The sequence below is a fragment of the Iodobacter sp. BJB302 genome, assembly GCF_002735645.1.
GTDB lineage: Bacteria > Pseudomonadota > Gammaproteobacteria > Burkholderiales > Chitinibacteraceae > Iodobacter.
Window position 1 is genome coordinate 21522 of the sequence record NZ_PDZG01000009.1, and the last position, 16123, is coordinate 37644.

The following is a 16123-nucleotide window of genomic DNA, read 5'->3' on the forward strand; positions in this document are numbered from 1 at the left end:
AACGCCGCAACAGATTTGCGGCGTTTTGATTTGCAGGGCGGTCATTTACTCGCGGCATGACGATCGGCCCATTCGCTCAGTAAATCATACAAACGATGCTGATTTAATTCGAGCGCCAATGAGCAGGCGGATTCGCCACGCTGATTGCGTAAATAGGGATCGGCACCGTGCTCTGCAAGCCAGAGCGCCGCACTCACTTTTTTATTTACCGCCGCCTTATGCAGCGCCGTCCAACCCTCCTGACACTGAGCGTGAACAGCCAGCATGCCGCACTTTGCAACAAGGAGTTTCATCACCGCAACATGATCGCCTGCCGCTGCCTGCATCAGCGGGGTAATCCCTTTATTACTCGTTTGCTGCGGATTTAAATCGTAAGTCATTAAGAGCGTAACAAGATCAGCATTGCCATTCAGCGCAGCCCAATGCAGCAAAGTATATCCATAGCAATCTGTAACCAAGAGATTGGCATTGAGCTCAATCAGCTCAACGACGATATCAAGCCTGCCCGCAAAACAAGCGTGCATGACAGGCGTCCAGCCCGCATCGTCTGTCTGCTCCACCGGCATCCCCGCACGGACAAATTGTGGCAGCAAATTATAGTGGCGTTGCTCAATGGCCTGATGCAAACCTTTGGAGTTCACACTGAACCCGTATTGAGCCAGAATGACCTGCGCATCCCTGCGTACTTGGGCTTGCAAAGCGGCCTTAGACAGAGGATCAGCCTTTGCCTCCGGATTGACCTTGGCTTCCGGGATATCGCCCCATAACTCCAGCGTTTTCTTAGGAACAGCATCGAGCGCAACTTGCAGACGAAAAATCTCCAGAACGATTTCCCCGGGAAATTCATCCTGCTTTTGCTGACCCTGGAGCAGTAAATCATTAAAACAAGCATCGAGCTGATCCAGCTCCCAGCATTTCATTATTTGCGCTAAAACGCTTGGATAACGCGTCTCCAGCTGAATGGGGAAGTGCTCCGGACTTATATTTTTTCTGAGTTGGTCAATGAGAAACTGGGCATTCATGACACGGCACATTTAATTGTTAACACGACAACATTTAAACATTGATTACGCCGTTTTTACGCCAAAATAATACCAGCCGCACAACACAAAGACAGATTGACATTGTTTTCTAATATACGAGGAAAGGCGCGATACGCCGCAATGGCCAAAACACGCAGGCCTTATGCCTTAGCTGCATTTCCTTTCAAACCCGGAGGGATATTCTTTGCGATACCAATCATTGACTTGCTCGTGGTTGAGTTCAAAAAACTCTTTCGAGCGGGGGATAAATACGAAACAACAGGCGAAGACAGCGGCAATAAGGCTGAACACTGTGTAAACGACGGGTAACTGCCAATGTAATAAAGCAACTCCAGCCAGAGCGGGCCCAATTGCGCCGGCCACTTGTGTGCTCGTCTTATTGACCGAACTGATCCGCAGTCTGAATTCTTTAGGAATCGCCAATGTGCGGTGAGTCGCCCCCACCAGCACCATCAATGTATTTGCAAACCCTGCACACGCGAACGCCACAATAAGGGCCAGGGGCTCGTTGCACAGCCCAACAAAAGCAAGAATGAGGCCTTCTGAAACAGCAGCGAATACCCGTACCCGATAGCGCCCGAATCGATTAATTAAGCGTGTTGACAGGTTAAAACTCCCCAGCAGCATGCCGGTTGAAATGCTCGCTTCACATGCGCCCAGCCAGGCAGCCGATAAGCCAAGGGAATGTATTTTAAGAGGTATAAACAAAATAAATGCAGGGCCAATAAATATCCAGACCAGAAAATTAACTAATGTCCAGCCTCGCTCCAATGGCACAGCCCACTTTGCTCTCATCCCTGCGCGAAATTCACGCCACCATAATTCAATTCCATTTTTTTCAAGAGGAAACCCAATGGTATTTATGGGCAATGGGATTTTGCTCACACTGAATAAAGCAATAATCACCAGAGCTGAATAAACCCAAAGGGTGGCAACCACTCCAGCCGTAGCGAGCAATGCGCCACCTGCAACAGGGCCTGATAGACGACCTAAAGAGGCAGCTCTTTTACGAAGCTGTAATGCCGCAGCTAACTGCTCTGCAGGTACCAGCTCTGGCGTGATCGTCACCGAAGCGCCATCGATAAACGCATTTGCTAAAACAGCAAGCAGCCCTGCAATCGTTACGAGCCATAGCCCGTAACATCCAGCCGTCGCAATGACGCAAAAAAATAAACAGGAAAATACCAGTACCGCCGTGCCTTGCAGCAATTGCTTGCGCTTTGCATAGCGTTCGCACAGTGGTGCCATCAGAGGCTGAAAAAGAAAAGTGGCAATGGCCGTTATGCTTCCATAAACAGCTAAATCCTGCGCATTGCCTTTTTGAATAATCCACCAAGGAATGGTGATATACCCAACCATCAAGGCGCATGTCATGAGCACATCAAAAGCGAGCACCCCTTGTAATGCCGGGTCCACATTTGATAAATGTTTTTCTATTTTATTTTTCATTAAAAGGCCAAAACCAGACCGCAATTAAAAGCCTGATTATGCCTTTTATTCAAAAACATTATAAATATCACAAAGGAAAACTGCATTTTATGGCATGAATGCTACATTGCCCCGGGTTTAAACCTGATTTAATCAAGCTAAGGGTAAAACAGGATTGCTGCTGCAGACCAGACTGGCAGCGCCCTGCCTTAATTTACCGGAGTGCGGCTTCAACGATTTGTGCTTTAAGTATTCGCATTAATTCCGCAGGATTCAGCGAGACCAAATAGCCGCGACGCCCGCCGTTGATATAAATAAGCGGCAAATCAAGAATTGTTTTTTCAATATAAATTGGCATTTTTTTCTTAGTTCCAAATGGGCTTGTCCCCCCCACCAGAAAGCCAGTATGCCTGTTGGCCACCTCAGGTTTACATGGTTCAATTTTTTTACACCCCACCTGACGCGCTAATTCTTTGGTCGATACTTTGCAATCACCGTGCATAAGCACAATCAGAGGCTTTCCTGCTTCGTCTTCCATAATCAGCGTTTTTACTACACAGTTTTCTTCAACATCCAGCTCGCGCGCAGACACCTTCGTGCCCCCATGCTCTTCATAGGCATAGAGATGGCTGGCAAAAACCGCCGCCTGTTGCTTTAAAAACAGGGTTGCAGGGGTTTCAGGAAAATGTCGCATTTTTGTTTTCTCCAATATTTTTACGTCTGAGTAAGTCATCAGGCTGACTGGCGTTTTTCGCTGATTTCCCGCCTCAAAACGAGGTGTAAGCGTTATAATACCCGACTAAATTACTCAGGCTTAGCGCGGTTAATCCATGACAAAACTTACTTTTGACCAAATTTTACTCACACCGCGTTTTGGCCGTCTACCCGGACATTTTTACACTCGCATCCAGCCAACGCCTTTGCCCTCCCCATATCTGATTGCATGGAATGCCGAATTAGCCAGTGAGATGGGTCTTGCCAGTGAAGCAGAGCAAACAGCCAGCCTGGCGGATTATCTCTGCGGCAATCGCTTACCACAGGGCAGCGAGCCGATTGCCAGCGTGTATTCCGGCCATCAGTTTGGCGTCAATGCGGGCCAGCTGGGCGACGGGCGAGCCATTTTGATTGGCGAATATCTGGCGGGCAACGGCCAGCACTGGGAAATGCAGCTCAAGGGCGCAGGCCCTACGCCCTATTCCCGCCGCGCAGATGGCCGGGCCGTGCTCAGATCGTCGATTCGTGAATATTTATGCTCTGAGGCAATGCACGGGCTGGGTATTGCGACTACCCGTGCCTTAGGGATGGCCGGATCAGCGCAGGGTGTATGGCGGGAAAGCATGGAAACCGCCGCAGTTGTATTGCGGGTTGCGCCCACTTTTGTGCGTTTTGGTCATTTTGAGCACTATCGCAATGACATTGATTCACTCAGAGAGCTGGCCGATTGGGTGATACAACATCACTACCCGGCATGCGCCTTTGCCCCTAATCCTTATGTGGCCCTGCTTGAAAACGTCGCAGAGCGCACCGCTGTCATGATTGCAAAATGGCAGGCCACCGGCTTTTGCCATGGCGTCATGAATTCTGACAATATGAGCATTCTGGGGCTCACACTTGATTACGGCCCGTTTGGTTTTATGGATGGCTTTGATGCGGGGCATATTTGCAATCACTCCGACGACAGTGGCCGCTACGCTTACCAGCAGCAACCAGAGATAGGCCTGTGGAATTTGCAGGTATTGGCGCAGGCCTTACTTCCTCTGATGGACAGAGAATCAGCACTGCACGCCCTGCAGCAGTATCAGGGGCATTTTGAAAGCCACTTCGCCGATTTGCTGCGCCAGAAGCTGGGCCTGCTTTGCTGGCAGGAGAGCGACTGGGGGCTGATCACCACGCTGTTTGAGCTGATGCATCGCAGCCGCTGCGACTGGACTTACTTCTGGCGCAATCTGCCACAGCATGGCGCAAAGCTGCGTGACCATTTTCAGGACAGAGGCGCTTTTGATATTTGGTTTACTGATTATCAGATTCGCCTCAGCACCGAAAACCGCGATCCACACGAGCGGCAAGCCGCGATGAACCGGGTTAATCCCAAATATGTTTTACGCAATTATCTGGCCGAGATTGCCATCCGCAAAGCAAGAGACGAAGGGGACTTCAAAGAAATCAAAGCCTTACAGCAATGCCTGATGCACCCCTTTGATGAGCAAACCAATTTTGAACATTATGCAGAGCTGCCGCCAGAGTGGGCGGCACAGATTGGCGTTTCTTGCTCGTCCTAAAAGCAGTAAATATTTTATAAAGAATATTTACTGCAATACGGCTGAAATCAAAACAGGCCAGGGCCTTTTGGGGCATAATCGCGCCGTCATCACTCATTTACCCCTACCATGCCCGATATTTTTAGTGGCCTTGACTATGGCGTTGCCATCAGCCTGGTTCTGGCCCTTGGCTTTGTACTTACCTACGAATTTATTAACGGCTTTCACGATACGGCTAACGCCGTTGCCACCGTCATTTACACCAAAGCAATGCCTCCGCATCTTGCCGTGGTTGCGTCGGGCATCTGTAATTTCTTTGGTGTATTACTCAGTGGCTTAGGCGTTGCCTATGCCATTGTTCATCTGCTGCCTGTTGAGCTTTTACTGAATGTAGGATCGGGACAAGGCCTTGTGATGGTCTTTGCGCTGCTGGCCGCCGCCATCATCTGGAATCTGGGTACATGGTACCTGGGGCTACCCGCATCAAGCTCGCACACACTGATTGGCTCGATTCTGGGCGTGGGCATTGCCAATGCATGGATGACAGACATCCCCCTGCTTGAAGGCATCAACACCCAGAAAGCGATCGACATTATGCTCTCCCTCCTGATCTCCCCTACCGTGGGTTTTCTGGTGGCCGGGGGCCTGTTGCTGCTTCTGAAAAAATTTCGCGCTGATTCGCGCATGCACAACACCCCTGACGAACGCAAAGCACTGGATGGCAAAAAACATCCTCCGTTCTGGACCCGCGTTGCGCTGATTTTATCTGCACTGGGCATCAGTTTTGCACACGGCTCTAACGACGGGCAAAAAGGCATTGGCCTGTTAATGCTGGTTCTGATCGGCATTGTACCGGGTAAATTTGTGGTGGATATGAGCAGCACTACCTACCAAATTGAGCGTACTCACGACGCAGCATTGCATTTACAACAATTTTACAGCCGCAACAGCTACCGCCTGAACGACTACATTGATCAAAGCGCGCAAGACCCGCTGCCGCCACAATTTAAATGTGACTCCAAGCAAACCATGCCCGCCAGTAATGAGCTGGTGACCAAGCTGGCTGGCATTCATAACTACGAACAACTTTCTGAAACAGAACGTATCCGCGTTCGCCGTTTGCTGCTCTGCCTTGACGACACCGCCAAAAAAGTAAGCAAGCTGCCAAGCATCACCTCAACGGAAAAAGCCGATCTGGACCGCTTGCGTAAAGATTTATCCGCCACCACCGAATATGCACCGCAGTGGGTGATTATCGCCATTGCGATGGCACTTGGGCTGGGCACAATGATCGGCTGGAAGCGGATTGTCCTCACCGTTGGCGAGAAAATCGGCAATAAAGGCATGACTTACAGCCAGGGGATGGCCGCGCAAATCACCGCCGCATCTGCCATTGGTATTGCCAGCCTCACCGGCATGCCTGTTTCAACCACCCATGTCTTGTCTTCTGCAGTAGCGGGGACCATGGTGGCCAATCGCAGCGGCTTACAAAGCCAGACTGTAAAAAACATTCTGCTGGCATGGGTGCTGACCCTGCCGGTATCGATGGCGCTCTCTGGCGGGATGTTTATTGCCGCCAGTCACTGGATTAAATAGCAACAAGGCCATGTCTTCTGACATGGCCTTTTTTTTAATTCAAAGGCACACTTTGTGAGGCTTCAACCCCGCTGGGAAACTTCACTTTCACCACCAGTTGTGCATCAGCAGGAATCGGGCAGGCTACGACCGATAAAGTACCGGTAAACTGCGGAACAACCGCAGTACTTGGCACAGTAAAACTACTCAGGCCGCTTAACTGCGCGGGGTTATTAATTGCGTTCCCCAGTGCATCGACCAAAACTGTTTGCGTTATTTCCAAATCAAGCTGTGTTTTAGCCGGTAAAACATTGCCATTCGCATCCCTCAAAGCCAAAGCAAACTGACTGATCAGGCTGCCTGACGCACAAAGCCTGCCGGCACTCAGAGGGTATGTCAGCACATTGCTGCCAAGGGCGCTTGCCGACCAGATCACCACTCTGCTGCTTGATACATGAATCGTTTTAGCAACCGACCCCGGAATACTGACCGAGCGCAGCACGCCGTTATATTGCCCGTCCGGCCCGTTGTATACACCATCACCATTAAAATCAATAAAGGGCTCAACATAGCCAGCACCATCAACGGCCAGCAGTGTCATGGGCGCAGCATGTGCGGTTTCATCGGCGTTTAAAAAAGCCTCGCCCTGATCCGACCAGCTTTCCCCTGTATCAAACACCCCGTTGCCATTCAGATCATTAAAGCTCTCTTCCCCCACCATATGCGCCAGCACGGTCATTCGCCCGGCACCCACTAATTTTTGCCGGTTTCCCGAGCTGACCAGGGTGACACTGCAAGCCCCATTTGCCATGGTGCAGCGCGGCGTAATCGTCCCGATACCGCCCTCAGTCATAAAGCTCACAGCAGAGCCATCAGGCACAGGATTACCAAAGCGATCCGATGCCCTAGCCGTCAGCACAATGCTATTGCCATCAATGGTATAAAACTCCGGGTTCACAATATCTGCCGATAAACTAAAGCCGTTCTGATGCGGCAAACCAGTTGAAATCGTCAGCGCATTAGACTGGCTGCTGATTGCAGGGGCCCCCCGCAGCGTAGCCGTTACCCGCACCACCGTACTCACCGCCCCGGCATTCACCACCACTTGCACGAGTCCTGAGCCTGGCTGACTTTGCGCGGCACTTTGCACCAAGGTGATGCCACCAACCGTGGTATTCAAAGCAAAATCGACCCATTGCCCGCCCAGGGGACTGCCTTGTAAATCTTTCACCTTAAATTGCACCACGGCACTGGTATTGCCGCCTGTTCCGGGCAAAGAAATCAGCTCAGGAACAGCACTTACAAATTCGATATTGCCCGCCGAGGCAGCCAGCACAGACAGCGTGGTTTTGGCCGACCGGCTCACGCCCCCAAGCGTGGCTATTGCGGTAATTTCATCGCTTCCCGCACAGGATTTATCCTGATAAGTACTGGATGCTACCGCCGTTTTTACGCCATTAACCGTACTCACTACCGACAAAACCGGCGAAGACAGCAAGGCCTTGCCTGCATCAGCACAGGGCGAGCTGAAACTTACGCTCACAGGCGTTTCCAATGCCAGGCCTGTGTCACTATTGCTCAGATTGACCGACACCCCCACGCTGCCGCCTGCCGATATGGTACTCAGATCAAGTTTGGGCGTGCTCAGTGCAAAGTTAAGCGACCTGACACTGTAATTAAACGCGGCGCTATACGATTTGCCATCCACATCAATACTGGCATTAATCGAATCTGCACCGGTATTGTCGTTGCTTATCAGCTGAGACTGCGCCCGCCCTGATGCATCGGTTAACACCGTATCGGGGCTGATTTTACTGAGGGAAGATGTGCTTACGCCAAGTTTAACAACGCGGTTACTCAGGGGTTGCCCCTTCGCATCACTCAGCGTTACCACGAGGGCAGAGATGGAATTTGCATAAACCGTTGCGGAGGTCTGCCCGGTACTGTCTTGCAGCACCACAGAAAGCTGAGCCGCACCACTGGCCACAGCCACCGCACTGGCCGCCCCGCTGCTTACATCGCTCGCCCCGCCACCACAGGCGGCCAGCACAGCAAACAACAGAAGTAAAAGTAAGCCCCGCATCTTGCTGTCCACTTATTGTTATCTCAGTGGCATTTATAGCAAAGGTGGCGCACAGAAGCTTGTCAGATTATCGCAAGTAATAAATAAAGGCGCGCCCCTGCCCGGCTTCCGCTTACGGGTTTAATCACCAGCGGCAGTTTTTAATTCTTTTCAAGAGCTCCATATCCACCACAATCATCGGCACACCATCCGATATTTTGGCGATTTTCCTGCTCTCTGGCGGAGCCTCCTCAGCCAGCACATCACGACAATCACGCAAAGCTGATTTGGCGAGCGCCTGCCCGAATGGCGATTGATATTCCACAGCAGAGGCAGGTAAGGCACCACTTTTAAGCGCCTTTTGCCTGTCCTGCCGGTCAGCCGCTACCGCATCTTTCAACGCCTTTTGCGCGAAACTCTGCTCAGCGCCCTGCAGAGCCTCTGCCGAATCGATCACCAGCCCGGCCTCACTATCTTGTTTCCTGACATGCGTTCTGACCGCAGGCGGCGGATTATTTGCTGATAAGGCAGGAGGGGATTGTTGTTGCATCCGGGTAACAGGCGGTAAAAGCGCCTGACTCTTCACAGGCGGACTGAGCGTAACCGATACAGGCACCAGCACTGGCCCGGGCAAAGGCACGGCAACATGGGGGCGCCACAAAAGAAGAAGGCTGTGCAGCAGAATACTCAGCAGCAAAATGGCTGATCTGGATGAGCGCAATGAAGTTGAAAAACCAAACAAGGGCATGCAGCTCCAGCCTTAAGCGATACACGGGTTTACAGATTAATCAGCCTGCTGATGTCCACGGGTATGCTGACGCCCCGGCGCAATTGAGAATCAGATGCCAACAGCGCCTAGATATCCGCCAGTTCTTTAATATGCGCCGCCACACTGCGCCCCAAGGCCGAAAGATCATAGCCGCCTTCCAGAAAAGACACGATGCGCCCGTCGGCATATTGATCAGCCACCTTCATCAGCTGCTTAGTCACCCATGCATAATCGGCCTCCACGAGGCCCATGGTCGACATTTCGTCTTCTAAATGCGCATCAAAACCTGCGGAAATCAAAATTAACTGCGGGGAGAACTCATTTAAAACTGGCAGCCATTTCTCCAGAACCAAGTCACGGAACTGTGCACCCGTTGTGCCGCGCGGCATCGGAAAATTGCGCATATTCGCGCCACGGGGCACATCCCCTGAATAAGGGAAAAAAGGGTGCTGGAAAAAACTCACCATCATCACCCGGTCTTCTTCACAGAAAATATCTTCGGTGCCATTGCCGTGGTGCACATCAAAATCCACAATCACCACCCGCTCCAGACCATATTGATCAAGAGCATGGCGCGCAGCAACCGCCACATTATTAAAAAAGCAAAAACCCATCGCATTATTTTTTTCTGCGTGATGCCCTGGCGGGCGCACCCCGCAAAAAGCATTGCCAGCCTTGCCCTGCATCACTGCATCGACCGCCGCAATACCCGCCCCGGCCGCATGATAAGCCGCCCTCAGGGTAAAAGGATTCATCGCCGTATCCGGATCGGCATGCACAAAGCCATGCGTAGGAGAAATCAGCGCAAGGCGATCCAGGTATTCAGTGCCGTGCACCCGTGCCAGCTGCTCCCGCGTGGCAGCAGGTGCATCAATATGCCATAAAAAATCCCATATCCCTGCCGCCATCAAACGATCTTTAATGGCCTCTAAGCGCTCCGCGCACTCGGGATGCCCCTTGCCCATATTGTGCATCGCACAGGCGGGGTGACTAATATAAGCGCTTGGACCACTACTCACCGGCACTACCCCCTTCAAGTCAGGCTGCCTTCGCCACCTGTTTAATCCACCCTGATTCAGCCAGCAACTGGCCGCATCAATCCTTAGTACACGCTATTCTGACTGTTAGTTTACGCCTTGGGCAAATACACTGGCAACGAAAGCGAATAGACAGTTTGCGATTCATGGTCAACACTGAAGTGATAAATAAACAGGAAGCCATACCATGGCACCACGCCTGCCTGCGGTACTCAAGCAACTTGAAGCCATTATTCTGGGTAAACCTGTGCAAATCCGTCAGGCGCTTTCCTGCCTGCTGGCACAGGGTCATTTGCTGATTGAAGACCTTCCCGGTGTAGGCAAAACCACCTTGGCCCATGCACTTGCCCGCACGCTCGGACTAAAATTTCAAAGGGTTCAGTTCACCAGCGACCTGCTCCCTGCCGACCTGACGGGGGTTTCTATTTATGACAGAGAAAACCAGCGTTTTCAATTTCACCACGGCCCGCTTTTTACGCAGCTGCTGCTTGCAGATGAAATCAACCGGGCCTCACCCAAAACCCAGTCTGCCCTTTTAGAGGCCATGGAAGAAGGTCAGGTCACGGCCGATGGCACAACATGGCCCCTGCCCGAACCTTTTTTTGTAATTGCCACACAAAATCCATCGCATCAGATTGGTACATTTTTGCTTCCCGAATCCCAGTTGGACCGGTTCTTAATGCGAATTGAGCTGGGCTACCCCGATACGCAGGCCGAGCGCGCCATGCTAGCGGGTTCGGATCGCCGCCATTTAATCGAATCATTGGCAGAAGCAATCAGCAGCAGCGATTTACAAGCCAGCCAGCAAATCGTGCGGGATGTTTATATCGCGCCCGCGCTGCTTGATTATGTACAAACGCTGATCGCGGCATCGCGGCAGCCAGGGCGCTTTATGTGCGGCCTCTCACCCCGCGCCGCCTTAGGGCTGTTACATGCCGCCCAGGCATGGGCATGGCTGGATGGCCGTGATCTGGTTTTACCAGAAGATATTCAGGCCGTTTTTCTGCCGGTAAGCCAGCACAGGCTGGTGATGCCAGGCAGCGGCAAAGCGGCCATTGAAATGGTCAGGGCATTAATTTTAGAAACACCCATCCCTTAATAATGCTTAAGCGTCTGAGGCAAAGCCGGCAACGCTGGTTTAACAAACGGCACCCAGCCCAAAGCAGCGCGCTCGTGCTGAAGTATGATCGTATCTATATTTTACCCAGCGGCTTTGGTTACGCCTTTTGCTTTACGGCCATCCTGATTTTGATCGGGGCGATCAATTACCAGCTGAGTCTTGCCTATTTATTTGCTTTTACCCTGCTGGGGCTGGGGCATGCGGTACTACTGCGTACCTTCAGAAATTTACTTAAATTGCGATTACAGCTTTTTGATGCTCCGGCCGTTTTTGCCGGTGAAGTGGCCTCTTTTCCACTTCATATCAGCCACCACAGCAGCTTAAGCCGCCACGCCCTTATTTTTCAGTTTTCAAATCAAAATAAAGTCACCCTTAACATGCTTGAACAGGAAGCCGAGCTGGCCATTCCTCTGCTCAGCCATGAGCGCGGCTGGCTTCTTGCCCCTACTCTGCACTTATCCAGCTTTTATCCCGTGGGCTGGTGCCACGCATGGAGCTACCTCAACAGCCCAGCACGCTGCATTGTCTGGCCCCGCCCGGAAAACGATCCGCCCCCATGGCTTGCCGAAAACAATCAGGGCAGCAGCACAGGACGCAGCGAAGAAGACTTTGCAGGCCTGCGCCCCTACCAGACAGGCGATTCACTCCGCAGAATCGCATGGAAACAAGCCGCACACAGCGAATCGCTGCCTGTAAAATTTTTTGACTCGCAAGGCGCAGCCTCTCAGGTGTTTAGCTGGGGGCAGCTCGCCGGCATGGAAACAGAGGCGCGCTTATCCAGGCTATGCGCATGGATCTTAGTGGCCCAGCAGATGGGCACGCCTTTTGGCCTGTCACTACCGGGCGTGCACATCGCCCCGGCATTGGGTGAATCGCATCAAATCAATTGCCTGAATGCATTAGCCCTGTTTGATGAGCAGCCCCCCCGCAGCGCAGGCGCCGGGCCATCATGAATACGCCGCTTGCCCGCAAACCCATGCAATATCTGATTGCCACCCAGGCGCTGGTGCTGGTGCCGCACGGGATGCAATTCAGCCCATGGCTGACGCTGGCACTGGCGCTGCTTTTGCTGTGGCGCGCCTGGATTGCCTATAGCGGAAAAGCCCTGCCCCCGGCCTATTTTGGCCTAATTCTATCTGTGGGCTTATTTGCATTAATCTGGCTGGATTATCAAACCTTAATCGGCAGGCAAGGGGGCGTGGCCACGCTGGCCAGCCTTGCCACCGTCAAGCTTTTTGAAACCCGCACACCAAGAGACATCAAAGTAGTCAGCCTGTTAGCCTATTTTTTGGTGGGTGCAGGTTTTTTAAGTGTGGCATCCAGCTGGATATTGCTCTGGGCCAGCCTTTCCATGCTGGCCATCACCGGGCAATTAATGCAGTGGCAAAGCCTGCAATCACTACAGACACTCGCTAAACAGCTCTTTTATATGCTGTGTGAAGCACTGCCCTTTGCCATATTCTTATTTGTTTTTTTCCCACGGCTGCCCCCGCTCTGGAGCATGCCCGACGAGCAGCCCATTGCCCGCACGGGTTTAAGCGATGAAATGCGCCCAGGGGACTTCAGCAAACTGGCAAGAGACGAATCCGTTGCCTTCAGGGTAGAGTTTGAGGGCCCCGTACCTAAAGCTCAGGCAAGGTACTGGCGCGGCCCGGTCTTTGATCTCTTTGACGGAGAAGCTTGGCTGCAAGTGCCTGTCACGGTTGCCGGCGGCCCGGCCATCACGCCCCTAGGCCCGGCTATTGGCTACACCATGACCATGGAGCCGCATAATTTAAACTGGCTGCTGGCGCTGGATATCCCCGGCACACTTCCAGACAGCGCGCTGATGAGTAATCGCCTGCAGGCGGTTAACAGCGCCCCCGTCAGCCAGCGCCAGCGCTACCACTTAAGCAGCCATTTACTCTGGCGGACCAGCGAGGACGACACCGTACAAAGTGCATTGCAACTGCCACAGGCAGGTAATCCCCAAGCCCGTGCTCTGGCAGCAAGCTGGCGGGCGCTCCCCCCGCCAGAGCGCGTCAGGCAAGGCTTAAATTTTCTGAAAAATGGCGGTTTCAGCTACACCCTGCAGCCCCCGCTCAATAAAGGCCCCAATGCCATAGACACTTTTCTGTTTAAACATAAGCAAGGTTTTTGTGAACACTACGCCAGCAGTTTTACCTTTTTAATGCGCGCAGCAGGGATTCCCAGCCGGGTTGTGGGCGGCTATCAGGGCGGAGAATGGAATAACAACGGCAAATACCTGATTGTACGGCAAGCCAATGCACACGCATGGAGCGAAATATGGCTGGCGCAAGGAGGCTGGCAGCGTGCAGACCCCACCGCCATGATTTCGCCTTCGCGCATCAGTAACGGGCCGGATATCAGCCTCAATCAGGCCGACAGCCTGCCTTTTATGGAAGGCGCTCCACCCGAATGGATACACCATCTGCGCCTAAACTGGGACAGTCTGGTGAATGGCTGGAATCAGTGGGTGATGGGTTACGACTCACGCAAACAGATGCAGTTGTTCAAAAAGCTGGGGATACCCGATGTATTGTCCGGCGAATTTATCCTGCGCATGGCCCTGGGCAGCAGCATCGTGCTTGCTCTGCTCTTTTTTCTTGCCACCCGCAGCACCGCAGCCAGGCGTGATCCCGCCAGCCGTGCATGGCAAACTTTTTGCCGCCAGCTTGCCCGCAAAGGCTGCCGGCCCCTTCCCCATGAAGGCCCGCTTACATTTGGCCAGCGTGCCAGCTTGCAATTACCCCAGCATCACGAGCAGATTCATTACATCACCCAGCAATACATTGCGGCCCGTTACGGAAAGGATACTGATGCGCTATTAAAGCTGCAGAAAGCAGTGCGTTATTTCTCGTGTAATCAAATTAAACAGAGCCTGTTATGATTCAGAAAAACAATCCGAGCCCATTCCTATGTCTTCATTTCTGCCTGAACCACCCTTTCGCCACGATCAAGCCAGCCGGATCGGCGTACTGCTCGTCAATCTTGGCACTCCCGAGGCACCTGTTCCCGCCGCGATTCGCCCCTATTTACGCCAGTTTCTGTCTGACCCCCGCGTGGTAGAAATACCAAGACTGGTGTGGCTGACCATTCTGAATGCCTTTATTTTGCCTTTTCGCCCCAAAAAAACGGCCGCAAAATATGCAAGTGTATGGATGAGCGAAGGTTCCCCCCTGAAAGTCTGGACAACAAAACAGGCTAAGCTTTTAAAAGGCTGGCTGGGCGAGCAAGGTCACCCGGAGGTTTTAGTCGACTATGCCATGCGTTATGGGCAGCCTTCAATTGCAGCGCAGATGGATAAACTGAAAGCTGCAGGATGTGAAAAATTACTTGTTCTGCCGCTCTACCCCCAGTATTCAGCCAGCACCAGCGCCACCGTCATTGATGAAGTGGGCCGGGTGCTCGCCACCTACCGCAACCAGCCTGCGCTGCGGACTGTGCGCAGCTTTCATGATGACGAAGGCTATATTAAAGCGCTGGCTGGGCAGGTACGCGCTTACTGGCAAGCCAAAGGGCGCGGCGACCATTTACTGATGAGCTTTCACGGCGTGCCGCGCTACACATTGGATAAGGGTGATCCTTACCACTGCTATTGCCGCAAAACCGGCCGCCTGCTAGCAGAAGAGCTGGACCTTGCCGAATCTGAATACACCGTAGCCTTTCAATCCCGCTTTGGCCGTGCCGAATGGCTGCAACCTTATGTGACGGCCACCATAAAACAACTGGGCAAGGCAGGTACAGGCAGGCTGGATGTAGTCTGCCCTGGCTTTGTAGCTGACTGCTTAGAAACACTTGAAGAAATAGCCATCGAAGGAAAACAGGACTATTTACAGGCCGGCGGTAAGGAGTACCACTTCATTCCCTGCCTGAATGATTCCCCTCTTTGGATAGATGCTTTAACCGCGCTGACAAAAAAAGAACTTTCTGGCTGGCTACTTACTGACAACACTGCTATAGACAATACACAACAATGCACATTAAGCAGGGCCCGGGCTTTAGGTGCACAAAATTAACTTGGGTATTGAAGAAATTACAGTTAAACTGCCGGTAAGCTTATTCTTACAAAACGAGGTTCAGAACATGAGCACAAAGCTCTTTCTCGCTGAAGACGACCTAATTCTCGCTGACGCTCTGAAAACCAGCCTGTCTCAGGCTGACTTTCAAGTTGATTGTGTTAACGATGGCGCTCTAGCCTTACAAATTTTACTGCACAATGACTACGAAGTTGTGGTGTTGGACGTTGGCCTGCCAAACATGGATGGCCTGCAAGTTTTAAAAAACGTCCGTCAGCATAAACCTTCCCTGCCTATCCTGATCCTGACGGCTCTTGATGGTCTGGAAGATCGCGTAGCCGGTTTAGATGCAGGTGCCGATGATTATCTGGCTAAGCCTTTCGAGTTCTCCGAACTTGAAGCGCGTTTGCGCGCCCTGCTTCGCCGCAGCAAAATCTTACCGCAGTCCGTGCAGCAACTGGGCAATCTGCGTTTGGATCGCGCTGGCCAGCGTGCATGGTGCAATGACACACCGCTCGATTTATCTGCGCGTGAACTCACCGTATTGGAAATCTTAATGTCCAATATTGATCGTGTGGTCACCAAAGAACAAATCGTAGGTGAGCTGGGCTCAGAAAATGCTGAAGTTGGCCTGAATGCCATCGAAGTTTACGTACACCGCCTCCGCAAAAAACTGGATCCTTGCGGTGTAGTGATCCGTACTATTCGTGGCCTTGGCTATTTACTTGAGAAGCAACCTAGTCAAGCGCAGGATGTTGAGGGGTAAATTCTCAATCAAGCGTCAGCTCCTCCTGTGGTTACTCATACCGCAG

Annotated in this window: 13 protein-coding genes; 7 read left to right on the plus strand and 6 right to left on the minus strand. The window is 52.2% G+C overall.

Annotation, left to right across the window (positions count from 1 at the left end; translation table 11 throughout):
* Window positions 1-41 precede the first annotated feature (41 nt).
* From CSQ88_RS04490 to CSQ88_RS04500, 3 genes are all read right to left on the minus strand, one after another.
* Window positions 42-1022 carry an ankyrin repeat domain-containing protein gene (locus CSQ88_RS04490; protein WP_180273524.1) on the minus strand — a complete coding sequence of 327 codons (981 nt, stop codon included), beginning with the start codon at window positions 1020-1022 and terminating at the stop codon, window positions 42-44.
* Between the two features lie 168 nt (window positions 1023-1190).
* Window positions 1191-2492: an MFS transporter gene (locus CSQ88_RS04495; protein WP_218962996.1), complete on the minus strand. Its 1302-nt coding sequence runs from the start codon at window positions 2490-2492 to the stop codon at window positions 1191-1193.
* 193 nt (window positions 2493-2685) lie between these two features.
* A complete protein-coding gene (locus tag CSQ88_RS04500; RefSeq protein WP_257212455.1) occupies window positions 2686-3180 on the minus strand; it encodes an aminoacyl-tRNA deacylase in 495 nt (164 codons plus the stop codon).
* Between the two features lie 121 nt (window positions 3181-3301).
* Here CSQ88_RS04500 and CSQ88_RS04505 point away from each other — a divergent pair, with 121 nt between their 5' ends.
* Both CSQ88_RS04505 and CSQ88_RS04510 read left to right on the plus strand, forming a co-directional pair.
* Window positions 3302-4750: a YdiU family protein gene (locus CSQ88_RS04505; protein ID WP_099396908.1), complete on the plus strand. Its 1449-nt coding sequence runs from the start codon at window positions 3302-3304 to the stop codon at window positions 4748-4750.
* 159 nt (window positions 4751-4909) lie between these two features.
* A complete protein-coding gene (locus CSQ88_RS04510) occupies window positions 4910-6325 on the plus strand; it encodes an inorganic phosphate transporter (RefSeq protein WP_374700455.1) in 1416 nt (471 codons plus the stop codon).
* Window positions 6326-6359: 34 nt separating this feature from the next.
* Here the strand turns inward: CSQ88_RS04510 and CSQ88_RS04515 are convergent, their stop codons facing one another.
* The 3 genes from CSQ88_RS04515 to CSQ88_RS04525 form a co-directional block, all read right to left on the minus strand.
* Window positions 6360-8387 (minus strand): hypothetical protein, encoded by a 2028-nt coding sequence (locus tag CSQ88_RS04515; RefSeq protein ID WP_099396910.1) that lies wholly within the window; start codon window positions 8385-8387, stop codon window positions 6360-6362.
* 124 nt (window positions 8388-8511) lie between these two features.
* Complete coding sequence (locus tag CSQ88_RS04520; RefSeq protein ID WP_099396911.1) at window positions 8512-9114, minus strand: hypothetical protein; 603 nt, start codon at window positions 9112-9114, stop codon at window positions 8512-8514.
* Window positions 9115-9221: 107 nt separating this feature from the next.
* A complete protein-coding gene (locus CSQ88_RS04525; protein ID WP_337680654.1) occupies window positions 9222-10154 on the minus strand; it encodes a histone deacetylase family protein in 933 nt (310 codons plus the stop codon).
* 205 nt (window positions 10155-10359) lie between these two features.
* On the opposite strand from CSQ88_RS04525, the gene CSQ88_RS04530 reads away from it, so the two are divergent.
* The 5 genes from CSQ88_RS04530 to CSQ88_RS04550 all read left to right on the plus strand — a co-directional run bounded on the left by CSQ88_RS04530 (window position 10360) and on the right by CSQ88_RS04550 (window position 16077).
* The gene (locus CSQ88_RS04530; RefSeq protein WP_099396913.1) at window positions 10360-11271 is read left to right on the plus strand and encodes a MoxR family ATPase; all 912 of its coding nucleotides are present in this window, start codon (window positions 10360-10362) and stop codon (window positions 11269-11271) included.
* Between the two features lie 74 nt (window positions 11272-11345).
* A complete protein-coding gene (locus tag CSQ88_RS04535; protein ID WP_180273525.1) occupies window positions 11346-12245 on the plus strand; it encodes a DUF58 domain-containing protein in 900 nt (299 codons plus the stop codon).
* On the plus strand, window positions 12242-14182 hold the full coding sequence (locus CSQ88_RS04540; protein ID WP_099396915.1) for a DUF3488 and transglutaminase-like domain-containing protein: 1941 nt from the start codon (window positions 12242-12244) through the stop codon (window positions 14180-14182). The genes CSQ88_RS04535 and CSQ88_RS04540 overlap by 4 nt, the downstream gene beginning before the upstream one ends.
* A 28-nt stretch (window positions 14183-14210) precedes the next feature.
* Window positions 14211-15311 carry a ferrochelatase gene (gene hemH, locus CSQ88_RS04545; protein WP_099396916.1) on the plus strand — a complete coding sequence of 367 codons (1101 nt, stop codon included), beginning with the start codon at window positions 14211-14213 and terminating at the stop codon, window positions 15309-15311.
* Between the two features lie 67 nt (window positions 15312-15378).
* On the plus strand, window positions 15379-16077 hold the full coding sequence (locus tag CSQ88_RS04550; RefSeq protein WP_099396974.1) for a response regulator transcription factor: 699 nt from the start codon (window positions 15379-15381) through the stop codon (window positions 16075-16077).
* Window positions 16078-16123: the final 46 nt, after the last annotated feature.